Source organism: Arthrobacter sp. Leaf69, assembly GCF_001422645.1.
Lineage (GTDB): Bacteria > Actinomycetota > Actinomycetes > Actinomycetales > Micrococcaceae > Arthrobacter.
The window spans coordinates 249,357-272,942 of the sequence record NZ_LMLR01000013.1 but is presented as its reverse complement, the minus strand read 5'-3'; the positions used below and the strand labels follow the sequence as shown (position 1 = coordinate 272,942).

Sequence of the window (23,586 nt, the reverse complement as noted above, 5' to 3'; positions counted from 1 at the left end):
TCTTCGAGGCCCTGACGGGTTTCCGCTAGTTTTGACCCACGCTGAGGCCCTGTTCCCGAATTGTTCCGGGCCGTCCTACTTCTTCTTCTCCTTCTTCAACGCGGCAAGCTTCTCGATATATTTAGCCTTCTCGTTGAGACGCTTCGCCTCTGCCCTGAGTTCTCTAGGGGTCTTATTCGTCGCGCCGGGTGGTCGTCCCACGACTGTCTCCATTCTGAATAAAAAAACGATATTTTTATCGTATCCAACAAGAATCTAGCACGTCAGGAAAGTGCTGACCCTGAATCCGGGCATGCCCGTCCCAAAGGAGTCCGGCCGGTGGAGCGTCGTCCTCATCGCGAGACGCACCTTAGTTGATCTGCCCTGGTTCTGGCATGATGGCCGGCGCCCGTTAGCCGGTCCTTCGCCGGCGAAAGCGCCACTCTGTATTTCCGGATCACGATCTCCGCGTTTCCTGGGTCGGTCGATTCCCGTAAGACCCGCCCGCAAGAATGCCCGGTTACGGGGGGTGAACGGTACATTCAACACCACGACTGGACTCCTCATCTGATACGCCCTCGTATCTATGCGTCCGTGCTCCTGTCGCCGGGCACTGATACGGTCGGCCGATGGATGAAGTAGTGCAAAGCGAGCACGGATTGAATATCGAGGATCTTTCCGAGCGTCCCGGTTTCGATGAACAGTTTCTGGGTGTTCGGGTTGACGTTCCCGCCCTGGAAGGCGTCGAGTCGGTTCTGCTCCCCTACACCCACTTTTCCGTCCTTCTGCGGTTGGACAAGCGCCTGGCAGCTGTCACTGCGCTCGGAATTGACGGCACCAAGTTAATCGATATCGACAGGTCAGGTATCCAGTGGCGATTGGATCCGCGACTGCGCGCGGACCAGCAGACGGGCGAGAAGGTTTATGCCGGCAACAACATCGACCGCGGCCACCTCGTCCGCAGGGCATCAGCAGTGTGGGGCGAGACACGGGAGGAAGCTACCCGGGCCAACGTGGACACGTTCCACTACACGAACGCAGCCCCACAGGCGGCCAAGTTTAACCAGGGGATGGAACTCTGGCTCGGCCTGGAGTCCTACCTGCAGGACAACGCAGCCGACAACGGCCGGCGACTCGTCGTTTTCACGGGCCCGATCTTCGGTGCCACCGACCCGGTCTACCGCGGCGTGCAGATCCCGCTGAAGTTCTTCAAAGTTGCCGCATTCATGCACCACGGCTCCCTCGCTGCCACCGGATACGTTCTGGACCAGACCCCTCAACTGGCGGACCTCCCGGATGTACCCCGCCCTGGAGCACTCGACGAAGCTCCCCCATTAGGTCCGTTCCGAACATTCCAGGTCCCCGTCAGAGATATCGCGGTACTGACCGGCCTCGATCTGAAACAACTAACCGCCGTGGACCGGATGCCCATTTCAGCAACCCTGCCCGCCGGCCCTGTCGCTTCTACTTGGCGACGTCTCAGAAGCCTCCAGGACCTTGATTTTGACTTCGAACCGAACGGCTAAGAACGGACCCCGCTAGGGCGCGCCAATCTCCCGCTCAAGTCTGATGCCGTCGTCGATAGCTGCTGTGGAATTGCCAGCCCAGGATTGGGCGCCTGAAAGTCCACGACCGCCCGTCGTCCAACACGCTTTGCTCGGTCCCGACAATCCCTCCAGCACTCGGCCCGACCCGACAGGCTCCGGGCCGGTGTTGGCACGAAACTCGCTGGCGTCATGCCGCCTAAGTCCCGCTCATCCATGAATGTCCAGAAGCATCTTGGCTGTTAGTCATTCTGATCCCCCATCATCGCTGGGCGGGCCCTCCGCGCAACCAGGGCGCCCTGCGCCGGTCGCGATCCAAAATTTCACTCGGCGCTCCTCCGTCGCTTATTTCCTCGCGAAGTTTTGGATCGTTCCCGGTTCCCCAAGTTGCACTCCGGCCCCTCATACCCAGCGGTGACTCCTCTATCAGAACGACGCCGAAATCTGACAAGCACGCCCGGTGCCCGCCAGTCGCTGAAGGAGAAGAATCATGGAAATGTTCACCATCAAAACGCCCGCCGACGTTCTCAGTTTCATCGGGCACACCTTGGGCTTTTGGCCCCGCGAGAGCCTCGTCTGCATCACCCTTGTCGACAATCATGTCGGGGCCACACTGCGCGTTGACCTGCCGCAGCCCGGAGCAGAAATGAGTTACGCACAAACCATCGCCGGATACTTAGCCCACGACGCTGAGGCCGCCAGCGTTGTCTTCGCCCTATACACGTCATTGCCCCCAGAGGCCGGCCGCTCGAGGCCGCACGCCGCAACCATTGCGGCACTAACAGGGGCCCTGGCCGTGCGGGGAATGACCATCCGCGACGGCCTCCTTGTAGGAGACGACACAGTTTCCCAATACGACGGCGACCCCATGGGCGGACCATCGCTGCCCCTTACGTCGACGCAGTCCAGCCAGATCAACGCCGAGTTCGTCTACCGCGGCAGCACCATCGCCCCTACTAACCGCATCACCTTGCCGGCCTCGACCAAAGAAACCCAGACGGCGGACGCCGTCGAAAGTTGCATGGAATCAATGCAGAGCCTGAACGTCCGAGATGTCATGGACCGGGCCCGGACGCTTTGGACGGAAATGCTGGACGCGAAATCGTACCCAAACGACGAGCAAATCATCAGCCTGATCGCGAACCTTCAGTTCCCCACCATTCGCGATCAACTCATGGCGGACATACCCGGAATCGACGAACCCATGGACCGTGTCCTCCTAGCCCAGACGAACAGCAAGCCGCACTGGTCCCGGGTCGAGTGGGCAGAGCAACTGCTGCTACATGCTTACACACGCAGCAGTACCAGACACTCCGCCCCCATCCTGACCGCCATCGCCTTCATCAATTGGTGGGAAGGCAGAGGCAGCAAGGCTCACCAGTTCCTGCAACTCGCCCTGGAGGCCGACCCCGGCTACTACCTGGCCAGGCTCAGCGACCAAATGATCGGTCGAGGAATAGTCGCTGGCTGGACCATGGATAGGAACACGGCGTATCGGAATCGCGGGCTTGAGGCATCCTGAACCCGTATAGAGAGATTGACCTTCCCGGGAACCGGCAGTCAGCCTGACTGCACACGGTTTCGGAGCCACGCAAACACCGCTCCGTCCCACCCCTCCGGATCAATGTTCCACTCCTGCGTGTGCTCCACAGAGGGAAACGTCACCAGTGTGGCTATATCAGGACGGCGGTCAACGAACCGGCGGGAAACCGCAAAGGGAGTCGACCGGTCCCTTTCACTGTGGATCACCAGGGCAGGAAGGCGGAGTTCGCCCGCTCGTTCCACCCCATCCAGGGCACCCAAATTCAAGGCTGTACCCAGCCCGGCGATCCAACACAGCCGAGGTGACTCAAGAATCCGCAGCCCCAGGGCCGCAATCCAGCGCGGAAGCTTGCTGGATCGGGCGTTGGCCATCAGCGTGCTCGTCCAGTCAATGACCGGCGCATCGAGAACGAGCCCGGCAATGCGGTCCCGGAACTCCGACTCCAGGGTCAACTGAAGTGCAATCGTGCCGCCGAGGGACCAACCGAACAGCACAATCTGGCTAGCGCCCTGATCCAGGGCATAAGACACAGCTCCGTCGACGTCGCGCCACTCGGACTGTCCCAGGTGGTAGCGGCCATCAGCTGACGCCGGCGCTTCCCCATCATTCCGGAATGAAACCACTAGAGAGGTGTACCCCAGCCGGCCTGCCACGGGTACACCGCGTAGTGCGCCGGATTTCTTGCCTCCCAGTCCATGGACATGGAGGGCCCAGGTCCCGGAATCTCCTGGCGAGGCGTCAGAGGGTGGGAACTGCCAGGCGGGCGCCATGCCGTTATCCACCGGAATTCCCACGTCTTTGTAGGGAAGGCCCAGCGGGTCCGGCGTTGGATAGACGTACCCGCTCCAGATCCCGGCCTTGGCGCTCAGCAGGTCCCCCGAGTCAACCCGTTCAACCAGTCGCGTCACCGTCCCGACGGCGGCGGGACATGCGCCGTCGTCGGTGGCCACGATCTTTCCGATACAGGCGTGGCCTGCGCCATTGGCAAACCAGATGCTGTAGCGGCCCGGAACCGTGGTCCGGGGCGACGCAGGCAGTTCAATCAGCAATGAAGCGGTGTTGTCGCGGAAAACCCGGAGAATCGGCAGATCCTCAACTCGCCGCGATGCGGGCACCACAATCTGACGCGCGAAATAGACAGCAGCAAGAAGCGCTGCGGCGCCAGTCATGGCACCTCCGATGACCACGCCTGCAGCCGCCTTACGCACCGCCGTCGTCCTCTGGTTCTTTCATGCGGTCGTCGATTACTTGGCGTAAACGCAGCAGGGTGGCGGGGGAAATCGCCTGCAGCTGACGGGCTGCAAAATTCCTGACGCGCTTTTCCCTTAGCGTCCGCAACAGCTGCAGTTGGGCATCGACCAAATCGGGAATCTCCCCTGCGTCGTCCAGGAGGTACAGGGAGTCGACGCCAAAGTAGTCGGCAAGGTTCCGTAGAAGTGCGGTGTCCGTCGCCATGGGACCGTCTCCGCTGCGCATGTAGGCCCACCGGGAGCGGGACAAGGGCGTTCCCCGCTCCTCCATGTGCCGGCTGATCTGCGGATAGGTCAACGGCGAAGACCCTTGGGCCTCAAAAAGATCCAGGAGGAGATTCAACTTTCGGGCGAGGCGTGCTTGCGGCGTTTCGGAGAGCCCGCGGTCGCTGTCTGTCATGACTTCAATTCCCCCTTGATTGACGTCCTGGCTCCCCAATGCCCGGGTGTGGAAAGCCGGGTTCCGAGATACTCCTCCGCTTCAGCCAGTACCTGAATATCACTCTGCCCTAGTGACTTGGCAAGTTCGGGGTCGACCAGGAGGGCGTCACGGATCTCAACCAGCATCCGGTGGAGTCGCTGCTTGGACGCATCCCGCGGGGCGCCGGCTACCGCCGGAACATTGAGCCGAACGCCGGCGCGAGCCGCGGTGGTTCGTTCCCAAGGCTCAGCCAAGCGGTCGAGGAGGACGGCGGCGGCCCGCGAATCGGACCTGCGCTCGAGGCCACGCGCGATGGGCGGCAGGGCAAGGCCCACACACAGAAACGCCATGGCTCCGAATACCGCGGCGTCGTACACATAGGAGAGCCGCATCATCGACTCGATCTCTCCCATCACGTGCAAGACATCCATGCCCAGCACCGCAAGAACGAGCATCACGGCCAAGGAACACCCTACGCCGATGAAAGTGAGTGCGAGCCGGAAATACGGCCTAGCCATCTCGCCACGGAACTTGAAGCACGTATAGCCGGTGACGGTCACCACCGCTCCGATGTAGAGGAACTGGATGCTTGAGTACGCGGCGGCTGCCCACTGGCCGCCATAGTCCTTCATAAAAGCGGTGGACGTCCGCGGGGCATCAACCAGGCTGAAACTCAGAATCAGTGCGACGACGACCAGTCCCAGAAGAACTAATCCGCCCCTGTTGCGCCGGTCCATCGTCTCGTCTGGATCGGCCGCCCGCAGTATCGCCCGGGACAAGAAGTAGATCCCGACGACCATGAAGATGTTGGCCACCAGGTCGAGGACATTGCGGCCTCCGAGAAGCCGGTCTCCCTCGAGGTAGATTGTGTCGACGTTCAGGGTGAGTGCGGTGGCAATAGTCACGGCAGCCACCATGATGCTGTGGTCGCTGCGCCGCTTCATGCTTGGAATTAGGCACAGGACTAAGCCCCAGATCACGGCGGCGGCAAAGACCTGGATCACCCCAAAATCCTTTCAAACGAGCGGGGCTCAATGCTGCTGTCCCGGATTGCAGCGGCGAAGAGATCCGCCAGGGTCTCGGCGGCGGCTTCGATGTGATCCAGGAAGTCACTGCGCCCCAGGATGCGCGAGACCTTCTCGCCTGAAAGATTAGGAAACAGGGTCTCGGCGTAGTTCGCGGACACCACCGCCTCATCGTGGCGGAGCACCATATGTCCGAGTTCGTGAAGGATAAATTGCTGGCGGTGAAGCGCCGACGGCGTCGGCGCGTGCAGGATGATCTCCCGAGTGTTCGTGGACAGCCACAGCCCACAGACCGTTCCGCTGTTCAAGGACTCACAAACGTCGATCTCAATCCGCCGTCCGCGGGCCCTTTCAATGATCGAGATCAGACGGTCCAAGGAAAGACGGCTTGGCAGGTTCAGCGCTCGGAAGCCCTCCGCAGCGCTGCACGCCGACGAATATTCAGAGTCCTCAAAATGTCCCATAGGAATCCCATCATCTGGACCGCTGGCTCGTATCGATGCCCGCTGTCCTTCGACGAATCAGCCCGCTCAAATGACCCGCCAAGACTCGCCTACCACCATTGAACGCCTGTGCTCTGGACATGTCCAGAGCACAAAAAACCACCACCCTCACACCTCTGGCATCCAAGGTTATCGCCGTGAGCGCGCACTCACGGCAAGTCATGTCGCAGGGCGCGTCGGCGTTGATGAACGACTGTGAGCGGAAAGATTTGCCGGGAATGCGGCGAGCGCTTCGAGCCGTCGCGCACGTCACAGCGGTTCTGCTCTACCCGCTGCGCCAACAGACAACGTGATCGTCGACGCCGGCAGACGGCGAAGGGGGCGCCACCGGCTCCCACCGCACTCGCTACGCCGGACCCACGCGCCAAAGCAACTGCCCCAGTGGCAGGCCAGCACGACGCCGAGGCCCGCTTTTCTGCAGCCCTCGCAAAGAGCAGCCAACTCCTCAATTTACTCCGTGTCCAGCTCCGGTCCCAAGCCGTGGACATCGACCACTTGGCAGCAGAGAACGCGGAAAAACGAGCCATCATCAAGAGCCTCCGCGCCGACATCGACCGTCACCAGACCGACCACAAATCTGACGCCCAAGACCTGGTCCACCTGGCAGGCAGGCTGCTGGCTCTATCCCAGGCCACCGGCCTCGAAATAGACGACACCACGAAAGCCGTATTCCGCCGACGAGGGTGGACATCCTCCAGCCGCCATCGGGAGGCGCAGAAGCAATGACCATGTCCATCGCCCGGCTATCCGCCCAGTCGGGCCTGAAGTACCTTTTCAAGACCACCATGTTGGACGATCTGACGGTCACGCCGGCAGATGCCACCACGTACTACATGAAAGCGGGCACGCCGCAGGGACGCTGGTTGGGTTCAGGCCTGGAAGGCGTCAGCCGGACCAGCGGAGACGTCGTCACGGAATCCGAGGCCAAAGCCCTCTTCGATCAGGCTGTCCACCCGGACACCGGCTCTCCCCTGGGCCGTCCGCACGGCCAACCCACCGTCGTCCAGGACAGTCAGGGGCGAACCGAAACGCGCCACGCCGTCGTCGGCTTTGACCTCACCTTCAGCGTTCCCAAATCCGTGTCTGTCCTCTGGGCTCTGAGCCCCCGCGCCCTACAGGACCAGATCCTCCAGACCCACCACGACGCCGTCAACGCCACCCTGCAGTGGCTCGAAGAGTCCGTCATCCACACGAGGGCCGGCCGCAACGGCGTCGCCCACCTCGGCACCCGCGGTGCCATTGCCGCCGCCTTCGACCATTGGGAGTCCCGTGCCGGGGATCCGCAGCTGCATACCCACCTGGTCATCGCCAACCGCGTCCAGCGCATCACCGACGATGCGTGGGTCACCTTGGATTCACGGACGCTCTACAAGGCAGCGGTCGCTGCCAGCGAGCACTACAACGGTCTCCTCTTCGACGCACTCCACCGGACTCTCGGCACCGACGCAGAGATCCGAGAGCCGGCCGCGGACACGCACAACCCCAGCCAGCAACTCACCGGCGTCGACCAGGTGCTGATCCGCGAATTCTCCAACCGCTCCCGGCTCATCGATCTGGAAACCGACCGCCTCGTCGCCGAATGGACCGCCAGGCACAGCACTCCCCCAACCGCTACAACCACCATCAAGCTCCGCCAGCAGGCAACCCTTTCCACCCGCAGCGCCAAACCGGAGTCCGCCGCGCCACTCCATCAGCTGTCCGCACAGTGGCGGGCCCGCGCAGCGGCCAAAGGATTCGAGCCCAGCCTCGTTCTCGCCAACACCGTGCGCCGCTCCCACGCAGCCCCGTACCGCACCGGTGACTTCACGGCCGACTGGATCGACGCTGTCGGCTCACTGACACGCGAGCGCGTTGCGGCGAAACGCGCCACCTGGAACCGGTGGAACCTCCTCGCGGAAGCCGAACGGGTCTGCGCCGACATCCGCTGCCACACGCCGGCGGACCGCAACACCATGATCGATACCGTCGCCACCGCCGCAGAAAATCAGTCCGTTCCACTCAACGAGTACCGTTACACCGTCCTCGCCAACGCACAGCCCGACCTCCGCTTCGCAAACCGCAGTATCTTCGACTTCCACGGCTCCCGGCTCTACACAGACACGGCGACCCTCGCCAATGAGGATGTCGTCATGGCGGCACGGAACGACGACGGCGGCCCGACCGTGAGCGCGGCGGTCACCATGGAATCGCTCGCCGGCTACAAACACCGCGGTCGGATTGAGCTCCACAGTGACCAGCGCGCGGCGGCGGCCGAGGTGCTGCTCAGCGGCAACCGGCTTGATGCCGTCGTCGGTCCCGCCGGTACTGGCAAGACCACCACTCTCGGTGCGGTCAAGGCTGCCTGGGAAGCTGAATTCGGGGCCGGTACCGTCGTCGGGCTGGCGCCGGCCGCGGCGAGCGCCGAGGTCCTCGGGCGGGAGCTGGCGCTGACTACTGAAAACGTCGCGAAATGGCTCTACGAGTCGGTCGGCCAGGGAGCCGGCCATCGGGCTGCACGGTTCTTCGACACGGAGCAACAGCTCACCGTCGGCGCTACCCCCGGTCCGTTGACCCTTCGGCTCGCTCAGAAGTCCGCCCGGCTCGCCGCAGAACAGGACAGGTGGCGTTTCCATCCCAACCAGCTGGTCCTCGTCGATGAGGCCTCCATGGTCTCCACCTTTCAGCTGTCCGCGCTCGTCCAGCAAGCCCGGGACGCCGGGGCCAAGGTGCTGCTGGTGGGCGACCCCGGGCAATTGGACGCCATTGACGCCGGCGGTACGCTCGGGTGGCTCGACCGGCAAGGCAAGACAGTACGGCTGAGCACCATTTGGCGGTTCGAACAAATGTGGGAGCAGGACGCATCGCTCAAGCTCCGTTCCGGTGACTTCGCGGCCGTCGCTGACTATGACCGGCACCAACGTATCCAACACGGTTCGTACGTCGATATGGTCGACGAAGCCTATCTGAGCTGGCAATCGGACCTCCAGGAAGGCAAGTCGTCCATTCTCATTGCGGCCGACAATGACACGGTCAGCATGCTCAACCAGCGCGCCCAGGCCGACCGCGTCATCCAGGGTTCCGTGGATGCGGAACACACGGTGCCGCTGAGCGACGGGTCGCGGGCCGGCGCTGGCGACACCGTCATTGCCCGCCACAATGACCGCAGCTTCACCGACAGCAGCGGTGACTTCATCCGGAACGGAACAGTGCTCGACGTCGTCCGTACAGGCAGGCGCGACGGCTCGCTGACCGCGGTTCGCCGGGACACCGGCGCAACGATCATTCTTGGCCGGGAATACGTTGAGGCCTCAATTGAGCTGGGATACGCGACGACGGCCCACCGCTCGCAGGGAATCACCGTGGACACCGGACACACCGTAGTCACCCAGGGCCGGCTCACCCGTGAACTGCTGTACGTGAGCATGACCCGCGGACGAGCCGGAAACCACGCATACGTCAGCGAAAACGACCCTTCGGCCGACGAGCCTCTGGATCCCGTGTTGCCGTCCTCGTGGCGCCAGATCCTTGGTGAGGTCCTTGCCGCCGAGGGAGCAGAACGCACGGCCCACGAAGTCCGCGAGGCCGAGCAGTCGCAGGCGGACACCCTGGAGCGCCTCAGTGCTGAATACGGCTACCTCGCACAAATCGCAGCCGCCGAGGACCTGGCGGGGTTCCTTGATGCCCACTCGCCCGGCAGGTCCTCCGAAATTCAGCAGTCTTCTTCGTGGGGCGCGACTGTCGCAGCGTGGCGCCAGGCCACTGGCGTTAGCCGTCCAAGCACGCAACGTGTTGTCATCGCTGCTCTGCGAACAGAAGCGTCTGCTCGAGATATGGCAGCGGTGGTCCAGTCCCGACTCCGTCAGTTTCTGACCGGGATGCCCACGAATGGAAATGATCCCTTGGCTGAAACTGTCCGCACCTCTCGTCCCGATCTGGCCGACATGATCAACCAGGTTCGGGACCGGATCCAGCAGCGGATGACCCGTGTAGCCCGCGACGCCATGATGGGTGACACCGAATGGAAACGGGTGCTCGGGGCGACCTTGGGTCCGAATACGCTTCCGGAGCATGCGACGGACGTCATTCGCCGAGCCGCCATCCACAGGGACAGATGGGGTATCGATGACTCGCCCCTCCCCCTGGGACCAGTTCCTGGCTCATACGACTGGGAACAACAGGAGCAGCGTGCAAGGATCGCCCGTCTTGTTGACCAATCCGCGCTGTCGTATGCCAGTTTCCGGCAGGCTTCGACGTTGCCTGATGATGCGATTATTTGGGAAGTCCGGCTTATCAATGTCGGCTGGCAAATCTAGACTGGTCGAGACGGTAGTCCAATGGATGCAAACCCAGTCCTGAAGCCGAAGCTTGCGACACCTGCGTTGGTTCTGACCAGCGTGGCCCTCTCGATTTGTGTCACATACCTTATGGGAACCATGGTCGCCAGCTGGCCGCCTACCTTGCTGCTGCAGGCGACAGCGCTTGCAGCCCTCCTGGCCACCACTATTGCCGGCGCCGTCTGGTTGGCGCGCCTGCGCCGGCTTCGTTTTTGGACAGCGGCCGCAAACGAAAAGTGGAATCGCTTCGACGAGGCAAAGCTGGCGCACCGCACCACAGCAGAGGTGACAGTTCTGAGCGTCGATTCCCTCGAACCCACCGGATCCTGGATAACGATCAGGTGGAACCGCTTCGACCACGTCCAGCGCGCATGGATCGAAGCGCTTCCCGATCCACTCTGGCCCGGCTCAGTTTTGCTAATTTCCCCGGATCCAGCCCAAGTCAGGCCGGGCGCCCCTTGGCCAAGCACCTACTACATTCAAGGTCCAGCTTGCCTTGCCTGGGCCCCATCAGAGGCCCACAAACTGGCATCGCGCAATGGCTTTCGAGGCTGCGAGAGGCGCCTTTCCGCATTTTTCAGCAGCAAACGCTGGCTCGGTGTGCGTGAAGACTAAATGTCGCCCTTGCCCGGTATCGTGCCCAACGACACTTCATCAACTATTGGGGGAACCATGAAAAAACTCGCCATTCCCGGCGCCGCGCTCCTGTCCATCACTATTCTGACTGGATGTAGCGGCGCCGCCGTCAGCGCGGATCCAGCCACACCAACCACCGCCAGCTCCACCGCCGTAGCGACGGTGACACAGACCGTGACGATTACGCCTAAGCCCACGCCGTCCACCGTCCCGACTACAGGCTCCTACAAGGCAGACCTCGCGGCCCTCGGCGTCGTGCCCGACAACGTGGAGAGCTTCGCCGACTTCATGAAGCAGCAAGTCTGCGAGAAGACCGGCACTAGCCTCGGCGTTTCAGTGCGCTCCGTCGGCGGCAACTCCACGGGCGGAGGTGTGAGCGGCGTGCGCCTGACCGTCGCCTACTTCTGCCCGAACAAGTCTCAAGAAGTCGAGTCCTTTTTGAACTATTTCAAAAAATAGCAGGAAGGGCCCCGCCGAGCCCGGGAATTATCCCGGGCTGCGTGGGGCCCGTCCTCTACGTGTGGGGTCCACCATGCTAGGTGTGCGCGCCTGTCCGCTCAAATCGCCCAGATCTTGGAGTATGCCAACTCGGCCATCGCGTCGGTGTGTGCCAAGATCGCAGCTTCGTCCCATTCCGGGCGGGACCGTATAAACTCGGGAACACTACAGCTGTTGGCCTCCAACAGCGCCAATTTGTCGACAAATGGCCTGTTGCTTAGTTTGCCGTTCATTTTGGGATCCAGGAAGAAAAGGTTGCCCAATTGACCTATTGTCTCTTCATTCCATGCATCAGTCCCGATTAGGTCTTGGGGAGCCAAGTGCTCGATAGTCAGGTCCTCAAAATCAACCGAGAATCGGTATGTGCCCTCCTCGGCGAACTTCCGAAGGATGTAGCGGACCAGGTTTCTTTGTTTAGAATTAGCACTCGTATATAGAATCTGCTTGAATCCGACTTTGAATTCATCAAGAGGAGGGCGGCGTGACCGCAGCTTGTCAATGAAGAGTCTTATTTCGATGGCTGCGGCATTCGCATCGTCGCCGCACTCAAACAGCTTGCGCCCGAATGACGAGTACATTCCCGAGATACCGCCTGAGGAACGGGATGACGTCACGGCCGTAAAGGCGAAGTGAAAATTCTCGATAGCTTCGAGGGCTTCGGCCGTTTTTCCAAGCTTGATATTCTTGTCTTTGAAGGCTCTTACGAGTGAGAGCACAGCGGGCGTAGGCTGCACCAATCGGAAGAGCTGGATGGCCGCAAGTGCCCGCGCCGCCCTTACCTCACCTTTTTCCCACATAAAGGACGGTTCGTGGATCGCACGGTAGTAACCGGCGTCATGTTCCAATGCCGTAAGGTACGTCGGCGCTTCCTTGGAAGTTATTCTCTTCTTCATTACAGGATACAGCTTCTTCAAAGGCACTGCCTCGTACCTCGAAAGCCAGAAGTGGTGGATGAACGCATCGGAGGTTATGTCGGCTGAAGAATCATGAATCGTCTTGAGAATTGATCCCCACTTGAGCTTGACGGCGTCTACCGAGCTCTTTGCCTTCATGTGCTTGCTGAAATGATTCTTGATCAAGTCAGTTACGGCAAGGTCCTTGCCGCGAGTGTGAAGTACCGCCCCGAAAGGAGGCTCTCTATGTCAATGTCTTCGGATTCAATCTTCATGGACTACACGATACTTTGCACCACCACGCATCCCACCGAACGCCGCAAATCCAACTCATTTGTCTTTTACTGGACACCGGCTGGCCGATGTCCAGCCTCCACGTCGGTCCTTCAGAACGAACGGGCTCGGCCTAGTCCACCTAGTCATCGTTGCGAGTCCTACCTCGAAGCGTCGCCGATGCCCGAGGGCCACAGAGGCCGTGTAAACGGGCAATGCATGTAATTTGCCTTTCCGTTGCAACTCTCCGTACGGTGCACGGATTGTGACGGTTAACCAGGGATAGCGGTTAAATCGCAGCCCGAATAGGCGGTTCTTCCGTTCCGTTTACGGGAACGCTGAGCGGCACTTTTGAGTGCGGCGCTCGGTGGTGGGCCATTCTCGTTGCGGAATGCCGCATGGCCTCACCGGTTATGAGTGGCCACCGTTATTGAAGAGGTCCGTCCACCGTTTCCGTCGCGGCTGCGTGTGGGCACGGGTCAACTCACGCATCGCCTTGTAGCGGAGTTGGTCCGTGAAGACGCCGAACGGAGGCCGCCGTATGCCCGTGGCGATCATCTCGCCAGCTACCGAACGTACGTCGAGCTCAGCCGTCCCCCGGGATAGATATTGCCCCCGCTGTGGGCATGCATGTACCCAAGTCATTGAAGGCAGTCTCGTAATGCTCCTGACTCCGGCTACGCATGCCAGGCAATCGACGAACCTACGGAATTTGCGAGGCGCTGGACGGAAGCGTCCACAGACGGGTCCGCCGTAACGAATCCCGCAGCCTGACTGCCAATCACGGCCGAGAGTTCCGACCAGGTAATCCAGCAGAAGACATCATGGATCCGTTCGACCAGCCCTTCCATCGCCAGCTGCTCGTTGTTGGCGCGTAACAGAACGGACTCAAGTTCGGAGGAGATGGCGTCTTCGATGCTCATCCGGCCACGGCCTCGAACCAGAACTGGAGGTTCCGCACCCAGCAGCAGGATCAGAGGAGTTCGATTGTCTGCATGCGCCATCGTTGCCACGTATTCCCTCGCCAGCTGCTCTGGCTGGAACGAACTCGCTCGGACACGCTTGGCCTCGACCAAGACGAAAGAGTTCGGAGACGTGATGAGAGCATCTGGCTGCACCACCAGGTGGTCTTTTCCTGACCGGTTCGGTGCGAGCGTCATATCTCCTGGCAGGAATCGAAGTTCGGCTTCTTCGATCTCATTGATCAGGACATTCCTGGCGCGGTCGGCCCCGGTCGCTGCACGAATTGCGGCACCGAGGAAGCGATCACGGGGAAGGAAGTCCAGGGCCATCATGACTTCTGCGCTCAGTACGTTCTCCCGTCCCCGGCCGCCTTGACGGTAACTGGTGGCGTGTTCCCACGAGACTTCCTCAAGCAGCTTTCCGACCATCGACATGGCAGGACCCGGCACAGCTTCCACAGACACTTCCCTCCCAATCAGACCAAACCAAGGCGCGCCTTTATCCCACCATCGCCGAAACGCGCACCCGGTTCAGCGCCTCAGCCAGCAAATCCACATCCGCCTCCGGGAACAAGCTCTCCGGCCCGGCAGGGGCCGCGTCGCTATAGGGTGACTCATACAGCGCGCCGACATCCACGACGCCGTTCTCGGTGAGCTGCTGGACGATCATGTCAACGAAATGCAGCTGATTGGCGCTGAGAGTCTTGTCGCCCACGAACTCGGACAAGGAGTCCAACGCCGCTTGCCGGTCCATGCCTACCAGTGACCGGACAAAAAGCCCTAGACCCTGTGCCTGCTTAGTGGCTGCTTCAAGTTCTTCGGGTGAACCCGCGCCGCTCTCAATTAGCATGCGCTGGAGTTCAGCAAGGTCGGTCTCGGTCAGGGGCAGCCCGCGGCGGAGTCTATGGATGGCCATGTGGTCCAGAAAGCCCTGAAGGTACAGTCGGGCCTTCTCGCGGTACCGGGCCAGATCAACCGAACCGGTCACGATCCCCTTCAGCTCACCTTCCACGATCTCGCCGAGGGTGTCTTCGAAGTCCATGTAGACCACCCTGCGACGCTTCTTCTCAATCAGGTGCACCAGCCCCCGGAGCCGCACTCTGATCAGCTCAAGCCACTGCGGCGAGACCTGGCCCCATTCCTCGCCTTCCAGAATCGACTGGATCAGGACCATCTGGGCCGCGATGGCAGGAATGTTCGGCTGGTCCTGCAGGGCGGACGCAATCTCAACAATCTTCTTGCGGTAAGGCTCGACGGCCGCCGCGGAGGTCAGCGAGGCCAGCTGCGCCTGGTACATCAGCAGGTCGAAGCGTTTGGCTTCCTCCGTATCGGCGGCGGAAGCCATTGTCGCCAAGGGGGCCAGCTTGGTTTGCAGGTCTGTCAGATCCTGCGTGGTAAGGGTTCCCCACGAAGCGGGCTTCGAGAATTTCTCCACCCACTCCAACTGCGGGCGCACCAGGAAGTTCTGCCGGGGCAGCCCCGCAACCTGCCCCACAAGGCCGGATTGAAGTGCCGGCACGAAGTCGCCGTCGAGCCCGGCGGTGCGGACTTCGGCCAGCAGCTGGGTCCGGACGGCGAAGCTGCGGTGCGCCAGGGATTGGCCCAGGGATCCTTCGGAACCGGGCAGTTCGGCGTTGAAGTATTCAATGTTCTGGCAGACGTCGAAGATGAAGAAGTCCTGCTTGTCCTCACCGGGGCCGTACAGTTCCGGCCTGAGCCGGGTGCCGCGGCCCACCATCTGCCAGAACTTTGTCTTGGAGCGCACCACCTTGAAAAAGAGCAGATTGACCACTTCGGGCACGTCGATCCCGGTGTCCAGCATGTCCACGGACACGGCAATGTGCGGACTGTCCTCAGCACGGGCGAAGCCATCGATCAGGGTGGAGACGTAGTTGACGCTGTGCGTGATGATCTTCGCGAAGGTGCCCCCGTACTGCGGGTAGTTGATGTTGAACCGCTGGGCGATGAATTCGGCATGCTTCTGGTTCTTGGCGAAAACGATCGTCTTCCCGATCCGGTCTCCCCCGGCGACCTTGTGCCCGCGGGTCATCAGCACTTCGAGTGCCTTGTCCACGGTGTTGGCGTTGAACAGCCAGGTGTTCAGGATGGCCGGATCCACGGCATCCGGGATCTCCCCGTCCTCATCCCATTCAGCGGAGTCCCAGTCCTCCTTTTCCTCCTCGGATAGTTCCTCGTAGCGGATTCCTTCGACTGGGAACTTCAGCGGAATGGAAACGGTCCGGGGCGGCACGAGGTAACCGTCGGAGATTGCCTGCGTCAGCTCGTAAGCGAACGTGGGGACGTGGTCCTCGATGTCGAACAGGGAGTATGTGTTGCGGTCCACCTCAGACTGCGGGGTGGCCGTGAGGCCAACGAGAAAGGCATCAAAATAATCGAAGATGGCCCGGTACTTCTGGTACACGGAGCGGTGGGCCTCATCGATGATGATCAGGTCGTAGTGGCCGATACCGAATCGTTGCGTCAGGACCGTGCCGTCGTCGGTCCGTTCGTTGATCAGGTTCATCATCGTCGGGTACGTGGCGATGTGGATGCGGCTGTCCGCCTCCACGCCGCGGCCCAGAATTACGGGCGATGATCCGGGAAGATAGGTTTTGAAGGCGCGGGCGGCCTGGTCCACCAGTGCGACCCGGTCGGCCAGGAACAGGACACGTTTGGCCCAGTTTGCCTGCATCAGCAGGCTGGACAGTGCGACGACGGTACGGGTCTTGCCGGAGCCCGTCGCCATAACGAGCAGCGCCTTGCGTTCCTTGTCCGTTTCCAGGGCGTCGGTGACGGCCCGGATGGCGGCCTGCTGGTAGCTGCGGCCGGCGATCTCGGTATTGATGGCCGCCGTAGCAAGAGGTTTCCGGGTGCTACGGCGGTCCACCATGAGCTGGAGCTGGTTCCGGGTGTGGAAGCCTTGGACCGGCCGGGGAGGATAGCCGGAGGCGTCGTCCCAGATCCAATGCTCGTAACCGTTGCTGTAGTAAATGACCGGGCGCTGGCCCTTCTCCGTCTCCAGTGCGTCGGCGTAGAGCTTGGCCTGCTGCTGCCCGTCGTAGGGTGACTTGGCTGAGCGTTTGGCTTCGACGACGGCGAGTGGCTTGCCGTCCGATCCCCACAGGACGTAGTCCACGAACCCGGTTCCCGTGGTGGGGCCGGCGTGGGTGGGCATGTGGTGAACTTCGAACTCTCGATCCTCGGCGTTGTCCAGCGCCCATCCTGATTCGCCCAAATAGAGGTCGATGTAGACCCTGGTTTCGACTTCTGAGTAGTCATGGCTGTCCGGGAGCTTCTTGTTTTCTTCCTTTGCCCGGGCGATCTCGGCACGCAGGGCCACAAGCTGGGCCTGAAGCTGCTCGTTGTCCTGCTTTTGAGCGGCCAGCGCCGCGTCCTTGGTGGCCAATTCTTCGGCGAGTTTGGCCGTCTGACCCGCGGTGCGGGGCTTCTCGGCGGGCACCGTAACGCCCGGCTTCGGCGTCGGGCTGAGGAACTGTCCGTTGAATGCAACAGTTGAGGCTGGGCGGTTGGCTGGATCCCGGGTGTAGCGAAGCGCAAGCCAGATGCAGACGTGGAAGAGTTCCCGAATGGTCTGCTCAGAATGCTGGACTGTGATGGCAGCGTTGGTGTGGATGGCGCTGTTCGCGACCTTGCGAATGAGGTGGAACTTGCCCACGATCGTCTCGCCCGCGAGCCGCTTGAACGTCGGGTCCGACATCAAGCCGTTGAGATCACTTTTGTAGGGCATCGTGAGAGAGCCATCAGCTTCGTAGAGCCAATCCAACAGCGCCTCAATTGACCTGCGAGCGTAGAGCAGCGAAGACCGTGGGTCCTTCCGCGCGTATAGCTCGGCGAGCCGCGCTTCCTTCGCAATACCCGGCCACTCAGCCTGCAGTACAGCAAAGTTGCTGTTCACATCCCCCAATGCCACTCCTCTGTTGATCTTCTCTCTGGAGCCTAGATGATGCTGCCCGGCATAGGGCCGGGCAACACCGGTTTCAACTCAGACCTGTGGCAATGCGACATTCCGTTCCGGGGATGTAACTACTCAAAGAAGTCCTCGTCAAGCTCGACAATGTCGTAGCTCTGCTTCACCTGGACTCCCACCCGGTACTTGATCATCAGCCCCACAAGCCGGGCACCGTCGATAAGAATGACCCGCGAAGGAACAGCCTTCACGTAATCCCGTGCCCCGGAGGTGAAGGCGCTCGTTGTGATGAAAACGCCGCGGGAAGCGCCGACGCCGTGCAGTGCGCCGACGAAGGCCTGAATGGCTTCCCGGCCGACCGTATTGCCATTGGCGTACCGTTTGGCCTGCACGTAGATGCGGTCCAGACCCAGCGCGTCCTGGTCGATGACCCCGTCGACACCGCCGTCATTGCTGCCACCGATGCGCTTTCCCCTCTGCTCGGCCCCGCCGTAGCCCATCTTGAGGAGTAGATCGACAACCGCCTGCTCAAAGAAGTCGGGGTGGTTCTCCCGGAGACGTGTTAGGAGCGCGTCGCCGACGTCGGAGTGGATGCGGTTGATCCCGGATTCGATCTGTTCGATCGGGTCAATATCCTCCACGAGTGTCTCATCGACGTCGGACAGCGTCGGTTTCCGGGCATCCGACTGCGGCCAGTAGGGTGCAAACAGCATCCGCGCCGTGGAAAAGTCACTGATACCTTCCGGGTGGCTGGAATACCACTCCCGCCCCGCTTCGGTGATGCGGTAGTTGGCCCGGACCGGCCGCTCGATCCATCCGGCTTTGAGGAGGTTGCTGATGGCCCAACCGAGCCGTTGCTCGGAGCGGAGGCCACCGGTGTTCAGCGTCTCCAACCGCGCCGCCTCCGACAGTCCCGCAGCGTATATGGCACGGCTCACGATGTCCCGGCGGTGCAGCGTCTCGCCGGCGGCGAGTACCCCGAGTACGTGGGCCACGAACATCGGCCAGATCGGCACCTCAGAGTCCGTCGTGGCGGAAACCCTCTCGCTCATTAGAGCTCCGCCTTGAAGGCCTGGTTCTGGAGCGACGCGAAGAGGGCGTCCAGTTCGTCAAGCTGCTCGCGGTGGTGGTCCTTGAGACGCTCTATTGCGGAAACCCTCTCGGCAAACAGATCTTGTTGATCCTCTGGTGGAACGATCACAAGTGTGTCTCCCAATTGCTTGATGTTTAGCGTTGGCTGGCTAACGGTCCGCAGCTCTTTGGTGAAATATCGCTTTACGCGCGCTGTTCGCAGGTATTCGGCAACGTAGAAGCGGAGACTCGGGCGATCAATGGGAACTCGGGCAACAGCCCGTGCAATGTTGAAGCCGATCACATCAGAATTCGTCGTGGCAATTTCGCCGATGGTTCCCACACAACTGACAAGGATCTCTGTCCCTTTCAGCCGTGAGCGCCTATATTGTGCCTCGATTTCGGGTGCGATCGCCTTGAGGTGAGTCAACCGCACGCCACCCAGGGCTAAGTCGCTGACTCGAATGAGCGGTTTGCCACCGGCAACATCTGCGCCGGGCTGTATAACCCCGTAATTGATGCCGTCGCCTTGGGGTACCAGCGAACTGAGCGGCTGTCCGTCCTTTTCGGGATCCGGATCACCAAACATGGAGTGGAAGAGGGACTGGGCGAGGGTTTCGAGATGGGCGAGAGCCTTTCGGCGTTTGATGCGAAGCTCTTCGGCCTTGTCCAGGATGGCTGCAATCCGCAGCTGCTCATCAAGCGGCGGGAGCGGTACGACCATATTTCCCAAAGCCGTTGGACTGAGCCGCGGAAGGTTTGCACCTGTGGCCCACGAGTTGGCCAACTGCACCTTGTTCGGCTGGCGAAGGAAATGAACTAGGAATCGCCTGTCCAACTTGGAGCCGGGCAGCACCGGCACGATGTCCGTACTACAGATCCCGTCGAACTCCGGAAGCGCGATCTTCGCCAAGTAGGGCCGTAGCTTCCCATAGAGAACGTGCTCACTCGTGAACTCGAACTTCGAACTAGCTAAGTCACCGCTGGAGACGGTTCCCACGTTTATGAGTCGACCGCCAGATTCAATGTTTTCAAGGCCCACGTACTTCGAACCAGACTCAATATTTTCCGGGGCGACGGATTTTCGATCAATTTTCGCCACGTCACGGAGCAAAACAGCCTCAACCACGGACTAACGCTTTCAGCTCTGCCAGGCTCTGGGCGATCTCAGATTCAAGAACTTCCAGATCGGCTATGATCTCGGCTGGCTCCTTATGCTCAATCTCTTCGTGCTCAACTTCCTTGTACCTGTTGAGCGAAAGGTCGTAGCCGTTCTCGGCAATCTCCGCTTTGGGGACGAGGAATGACTGCTCGGTGCGCGCCCGGCTTGCCTCCGTCGTCATCCTCTGCTGCCAGCGAGACAGGACGTCGCCAAGGTCGGACGTTTCCAGCGGTGTGCGCTTGTCGTCGAGGCTGAACCCGTCGGAGGTGACGTCGTAAAACCAGACGTTGTCGGTGCCGCCGGAGTTCGTCTTGGTGAAGAACAGTATCGCCGTCGAAACCCCGGCATACGGTTTGAAGACACCGGAGGGGAGCTTCACAACGCCGTCAAGCTTGTGGTCCTCAACTAACATCTTCCGCAGGGCCTTGTGGGCCGTGGAAGAGCCGAACATTACGCCGTCAGGCACGATCACGGCGGCCCGGCCGCCGGGCTTGAGCAGCCTCAGGAACAGGGCTAGGAAGAGCAACTCCGTCTTTTTGGTCTTGACCAGGGAAAGCAGGTCCTTGGCGACGTTCTCGTAGTCTAGGCTCCCGGCGAAGGGCGGGTTGGCGAGGATGACGTCGTACTTTTCTTCTTCGGAGCCGTGCAGGTCGGCCAGGGAGTCCCGGTAGGTGATTTCCGGGTTCTCGACGCCGTGCAGGAGCATGTTCATGGAACCGATGCGCAGCATGGTGCTGTCGAAGTCGTAGCCGTGGAACTGGTTTTGGTGGAAAAACCGGCTCTGCTCAGGGCTGGTCAGCAGGTTGGCGTTCTGCTGCCTCAAGTACTCTCCTGCCTGGACAAGGAACCCGGCGGTGCCGGCGGCTGGGTCACAGATTGCCTCCATCGGCTGCGGCGCCGTCATCTTCACCATCAGGTCAATGATGTGGCGCGGCGTGCGGAACTGGCCGTTCGCGCCGGCCGAGGCGATCTTCCCGAGCATGTATTCGTAGAGGTCGCCCTTGGTGTCGCGCTCGTCCATGGGAATTTCATCTATGATGTCGACGACTTTCTCAAGCAGCCCGGCGTTGGGGATGGTGAAGCGGGCGTCCTTCATGTGATGGGCGTAGGAGGATTCCTCGCCGTTGGCCAGCTGGACCAGCCCGGTGCGCAGGAAAGGGAAGATGTGCTCGGCGAAGACGGTGTACATCTCGTCGCGGGAGAAGTTCCTGAATTTACTCCAGCGGAAGTCCTGGTAGGAGCGGCCCTTTGCATCAAGGCCGCTGGGGAAGACCGGGTTCTCGACCGGAGTGCCGGTGCGGTTGGCCTTGTTCTCCGCCCGCGTCTGGTTCTCGTCCAGACGTTTCAGGAAGAGTAGATACGTGATCTGTTCGATCACTTCCAAGGGGTTGGAGATGCCGCCGGTCCAGAACGCGTTCCAGACCTTGTCTACCTGAGATTTGATTTCACCGTTTATCACCGGCCCATCCTATAGACCCGTCGACGATCGATCCGGTCACACGGTAGTCAAGCTGAGCGATCTCTGAGGGTTGCCCGAGGCAGTGACATTGCGAATCCCTCGTCGGAGAAGGCCAGGCCAGTTCACCATGGGAATCACTGACCCATGCCCTTTGGAGTGGCAGTCCGCTAGGCTTCCTGGTTGGCCGTGAACGTCCCGGAGAGCTGCGTCCATCTGTCCAGCATGAGGGTCGACTTACTATGGAGGTCCCTGATGAGTTCCTTCTTCGACTTACCCGCAAGTTTCCCGGCGATGTATTTGTCATAGTCCGAACCTTTGGTGTGTGCTGCGACCCTTGAACGGAGCTCCTGAACGTCCTTGAGCAACGCAAGGTCCTCACCGGCATGGTCGTAGCCGACCTTCTCGAAGAAGCGTTGAAGTTTGCCCAAGCTTCTTTCGTTGTCAGGCCCCTTACCGACAACCCTGCCAATCGCTTTGTCGTTTAGGAAATCCACAAGAAGTTTGGCCAGGATCAGCAACTGGTCCTCAAACTCAGTCTGGGTTTCGTTCAGAGGCACGTGCAGCCTTTCCAGTATCCCTTGGTCGATCTTATGGGGCTTCCGATGCGGCTGCCATCCGTGATCATGGAGCCAGCGGGACTGAACGTCCCTGTAGGCCCGCTTGAACTGATGGTCCGGCTGCTCCGCATCAACCCACTGCCCCAGGAATGAACGGCGAACATACGTGCTACTCATGGAACCGGCAGGAGCGACATTGAACCCTCGCCAGTATTGGCGTTCGGACTCCGGCAGGTCACGCCCCAGATCTCCCAGGAAGACCGCAACGTGGTCGCCGTGGTCATTGTCCATCCGCAAGTGCCAGCGGCCCTTGCAAGAAATGGAACCATCGGTCACGGTGTATAGCTCAGGATTGCCGTAGTACTTCTGCAATACATCACTGCGAAAGAAGACCGGCGTTAAGTAGTGGGGAGCTTCGGGATTCTTACCGTAATAGTTGGCCAGTTTGTCTTCTTCGCATGTAAATCTGATAGTTTGCCCGACCTCATCCTCGCCGATGATGAAGTCTTCGTATCGTTCGTTCTTGGCCTCGTATTCCCAGAGGTTGCAGTATTCAATTGGCGCAGGGCCGAGAAACTTCTTAGCCCTAAAGAGTGCCGTCGGGTAGCCGAGCCTTACGCCCACGTGATTGAGTCCGGATGAGTCGGTGTCCTTCCACCTGGTGTTGAACGGTTCGAAGTCATAGTTCGTGCTTACATCGCGGAAATGACTGTGCGTCTCGGTGTATAGCCACAGGTCAAGTTGTTTGAGTGCCCGAAACCGCGCCAGATAGGAAGACCGTACCCGGACCTTGTGCCGCGACATTTCCGCCACCAGCACTTCGCTGCCATCGTCGGCAACGCTGAAGTAGTTGCCGCTGTCCTTGTCCTCAAAAAGGTTAAAGACCAAGCGAAACTCCTGGTTCAGGAGGACTTGGCCATCTCTGGTGCCCGCTCCGTCGGTGACGATGACGAGAGGCTCCCAGCCTTCGTCATTGCCGAACTGTACGTAGGATGTGGTTCGAGTTTGTCCAAAGGTTGTGATGGTCCCGGGCAGCCCATGACCTACGCGCACATCCCAGCTGTCGTCGTCCAGAAATTCCGGGCGCAAGCCAGGAGGCGCGAGAACGGAATAACTGACCGTCGATATCGGTTTGGCAGCTGATCCCTCAAAGTCATATAGAACCGTCCAGGGTTCCGCACCTGCACGCCTGAAATCATCCATCAAGTTCTCGCCGCGCAAGACGTGTCGCTGCGCGTCGGTGAATCCATGTGCCAAAGGAGCGTCCTTTCCGTGGGCTCTCATTCTATGGATCCATAGTTCCCGCCTTGCAAAAAAGGGACGACTCGACATCATCGGCATGCTGCGAAGGACGGTCGGCGCCTCCGGGCCACCGCCAGCCGGGGCCGCACCGTGCTCAATTGGGACCCGATCACAAGCACCCTTGTTGAGGGCCCCTCGCCGGCTACACCGACGACTCGACCTCGGTTACAGCAATCACCACGGTCCGCGACCACCTCACCGTCCACACCACCGGAGTGAACTCGGTGACCTCGGGCGCAACGCCCGACGGCCGGCCCTTGCTGGCCT

18 protein-coding genes are annotated in these 23,586 nt (G+C 60.8%); 6 read left to right on the top strand and 12 right to left on the bottom strand.

All coding sequences use genetic code 11. From position 1 onward, the window contains the following. Nucleotides 1-75: 75 nt before the first annotated feature. Nucleotides 76-201, bottom strand: coding sequence for a hypothetical protein (locus tag ASE96_RS19720; RefSeq protein WP_268753761.1), 126 nt, complete (start codon nt 199-201; stop codon nt 76-78). A 407-nt stretch (nt 202-608) separates the two neighbouring features. Here ASE96_RS19720 and ASE96_RS14195 point away from each other — a divergent pair, with 407 nt between their 5' ends. Both ASE96_RS14195 and ASE96_RS14190 read left to right on the top strand, forming a co-directional pair. Continuing rightward, nucleotides 609-1,505, top strand: a complete 897-nt coding sequence (locus ASE96_RS14195) for a DNA/RNA non-specific endonuclease (protein WP_056431656.1) — start codon at nt 609-611, stop codon at nt 1,503-1,505. A 508-nt stretch (nt 1,506-2,013) separates the two neighbouring features. Continuing rightward, the gene (locus ASE96_RS14190; protein WP_056431653.1) at nt 2,014-3,045 is read left to right on the top strand and encodes a DUF4192 domain-containing protein; all 1,032 of its coding nucleotides are present in this window, start codon (nt 2,014-2,016) and stop codon (nt 3,043-3,045) included. A 38-nt stretch (nt 3,046-3,083) separates the two neighbouring features. Here ASE96_RS14190 and ASE96_RS14185 read toward each other — a convergent pair whose 3' ends face one another. Genes ASE96_RS14185 through ASE96_RS14170 form a run of 4 tightly spaced genes read right to left on the bottom strand, consistent with a single transcriptional unit; the run spans nt 3,084 to nt 6,226 of the window. Continuing rightward, nucleotides 3,084-4,235 (bottom strand): alpha/beta hydrolase, encoded by a 1,152-nt coding sequence (locus ASE96_RS14185; RefSeq protein WP_082492747.1) that lies wholly within the window; start codon nt 4,233-4,235, stop codon nt 3,084-3,086. Between the two features lie 31 nt (nt 4,236-4,266). Then, nucleotides 4,267-4,716 (bottom strand): hypothetical protein, encoded by a 450-nt coding sequence (locus ASE96_RS14180; RefSeq protein WP_056431647.1) that lies wholly within the window; start codon nt 4,714-4,716, stop codon nt 4,267-4,269. Further along, on the bottom strand, nt 4,713-5,741 hold the full coding sequence (locus ASE96_RS14175; RefSeq protein WP_056431645.1) for a hypothetical protein: 1,029 nt from the start codon (nt 5,739-5,741) through the stop codon (nt 4,713-4,715). Before ASE96_RS14175 ends, ASE96_RS14180 begins: the two co-directional genes overlap by 4 nt. Beyond that, nucleotides 5,738-6,226: a hypothetical protein gene (locus ASE96_RS14170; RefSeq protein ID WP_056431642.1), complete on the bottom strand. Its 489-nt coding sequence runs from the start codon at nt 6,224-6,226 to the stop codon at nt 5,738-5,740. Before ASE96_RS14170 ends, ASE96_RS14175 begins: the two co-directional genes overlap by 4 nt. Before the next feature lie 420 nt (nt 6,227-6,646). Here ASE96_RS14170 and ASE96_RS14165 point away from each other — a divergent pair, with 420 nt between their 5' ends. From ASE96_RS14165 to ASE96_RS14155, 4 genes are read left to right on the top strand one after another with little or no spacing between them, the layout of a single operon-like run. Then, on the top strand, nt 6,647-6,991 hold the full coding sequence (locus ASE96_RS14165) for a hypothetical protein (RefSeq protein WP_056431638.1): 345 nt from the start codon (nt 6,647-6,649) through the stop codon (nt 6,989-6,991). Then, nucleotides 6,988-10,557, top strand: a complete 3,570-nt coding sequence (mobF, locus tag ASE96_RS14160; RefSeq protein ID WP_082492746.1) for a MobF family relaxase — start codon at nt 6,988-6,990, stop codon at nt 10,555-10,557. The genes ASE96_RS14165 and mobF overlap by 4 nt, the downstream gene beginning before the upstream one ends. Before the next feature lie 21 nt (nt 10,558-10,578). Continuing rightward, a complete protein-coding gene (locus ASE96_RS19215; protein ID WP_156367609.1) occupies nt 10,579-11,193 on the top strand; it encodes a hypothetical protein in 615 nt (204 codons plus the stop codon). Nucleotides 11,194-11,250: 57 nt separating this feature from the next. After that, nucleotides 11,251-11,673, top strand: a complete 423-nt coding sequence (locus tag ASE96_RS14155; RefSeq protein ID WP_056431633.1) for a hypothetical protein — start codon at nt 11,251-11,253, stop codon at nt 11,671-11,673. A 98-nt stretch (nt 11,674-11,771) separates the two neighbouring features. Here ASE96_RS14155 and ASE96_RS14150 read toward each other — a convergent pair whose 3' ends face one another. The 7 genes from ASE96_RS14150 to ASE96_RS14120 all read right to left on the bottom strand — a co-directional run bounded on the left by ASE96_RS14150 (nt 11,772) and on the right by ASE96_RS14120 (nt 23,274). Further along, nucleotides 11,772-12,764 (bottom strand): HNH endonuclease family protein, encoded by a 993-nt coding sequence (locus tag ASE96_RS14150; protein WP_056431631.1) that lies wholly within the window; start codon nt 12,762-12,764, stop codon nt 11,772-11,774. Nucleotides 12,765-13,555: 791 nt separating this feature from the next. Then, nucleotides 13,556-14,299, bottom strand: coding sequence for a hypothetical protein (locus ASE96_RS14145; protein ID WP_156367608.1), 744 nt, complete (start codon nt 14,297-14,299; stop codon nt 13,556-13,558). A gap of 40 nt (nt 14,300-14,339) precedes the next feature. Continuing rightward, nucleotides 14,340-17,588 carry a DEAD/DEAH box helicase family protein gene (locus ASE96_RS14140; RefSeq protein WP_442853900.1) on the bottom strand — a complete coding sequence of 1,083 codons (3,249 nt, stop codon included), beginning with the start codon at nt 17,586-17,588 and terminating at the stop codon, nt 14,340-14,342. 296 nt (nt 17,589-17,884) lie between these two features. Then, nucleotides 17,885-18,820: a restriction endonuclease gene (locus ASE96_RS14135; RefSeq protein ID WP_056431625.1), complete on the bottom strand. Its 936-nt coding sequence runs from the start codon at nt 18,818-18,820 to the stop codon at nt 17,885-17,887. Continuing rightward, nucleotides 18,820-19,968 carry a restriction endonuclease subunit S gene (locus tag ASE96_RS14130; RefSeq protein ID WP_056431623.1) on the bottom strand — a complete coding sequence of 383 codons (1,149 nt, stop codon included), beginning with the start codon at nt 19,966-19,968 and terminating at the stop codon, nt 18,820-18,822. Before ASE96_RS14130 ends, ASE96_RS14135 begins: the two co-directional genes overlap by 1 nt. Then, a complete protein-coding gene (locus ASE96_RS14125; protein ID WP_056431620.1) occupies nt 19,961-21,460 on the bottom strand; it encodes a type I restriction-modification system subunit M in 1,500 nt (499 codons plus the stop codon). The genes ASE96_RS14130 and ASE96_RS14125 overlap by 8 nt, the downstream gene beginning before the upstream one ends. 167 nt (nt 21,461-21,627) lie before the next feature. After that, nucleotides 21,628-23,274, bottom strand: coding sequence for a hypothetical protein (locus ASE96_RS14120; RefSeq protein ID WP_056431617.1), 1,647 nt, complete (start codon nt 23,272-23,274; stop codon nt 21,628-21,630). Between the last annotated feature and the right edge of the window lie 312 nt (nt 23,275-23,586).

Excerpts from the sequence above, each read along its gene's own strand:
- ASE96_RS14195 (WP_056431656.1), top strand. The coding sequence starts at position 609 with ATGGATGAAGTAGTGCAAAGCGAGCACGGATTGAATATCGAGGATCTT.
- ASE96_RS14190 (WP_056431653.1), top strand. The coding sequence starts at position 2,014 with ATGGAAATGTTCACCATCAAAACGCCCGCCGACGTTCTCAGTTTCATC.
- ASE96_RS14185 (WP_082492747.1), bottom strand. The coding sequence starts at position 4,235 with ATGACTGGCGCCGCAGCGCTTCTTGCTGCTGTCTATTTCGCGCGTCAG.
- ASE96_RS14180 (WP_056431647.1), bottom strand. The coding sequence starts at position 4,716 with ATGACAGACAGCGACCGCGGGCTCTCCGAAACGCCGCAAGCACGCCTC.
- ASE96_RS14170 (WP_056431642.1), bottom strand. The coding sequence starts at position 6,226 with ATGGGACATTTTGAGGACTCTGAATATTCGTCGGCGTGCAGCGCTGCG.
- mobF (WP_082492746.1), top strand. The coding sequence starts at position 6,988 with ATGACCATGTCCATCGCCCGGCTATCCGCCCAGTCGGGCCTGAAGTAC.
- ASE96_RS19215 (WP_156367609.1), top strand. The coding sequence starts at position 10,579 with ATGGATGCAAACCCAGTCCTGAAGCCGAAGCTTGCGACACCTGCGTTG.
- ASE96_RS14155 (WP_056431633.1), top strand. The coding sequence starts at position 11,251 with ATGAAAAAACTCGCCATTCCCGGCGCCGCGCTCCTGTCCATCACTATT.
- ASE96_RS14150 (WP_056431631.1), bottom strand. The coding sequence starts at position 12,764 with ATGAAGGCAAAGAGCTCGGTAGACGCCGTCAAGCTCAAGTGGGGATCA.
- ASE96_RS14140 (WP_442853900.1), bottom strand. The coding sequence starts at position 17,588 with ATGCCCTACAAAAGTGATCTCAACGGCTTGATGTCGGACCCGACGTTC.
- ASE96_RS14135 (WP_056431625.1), bottom strand. The coding sequence starts at position 18,820 with ATGAGCGAGAGGGTTTCCGCCACGACGGACTCTGAGGTGCCGATCTGG.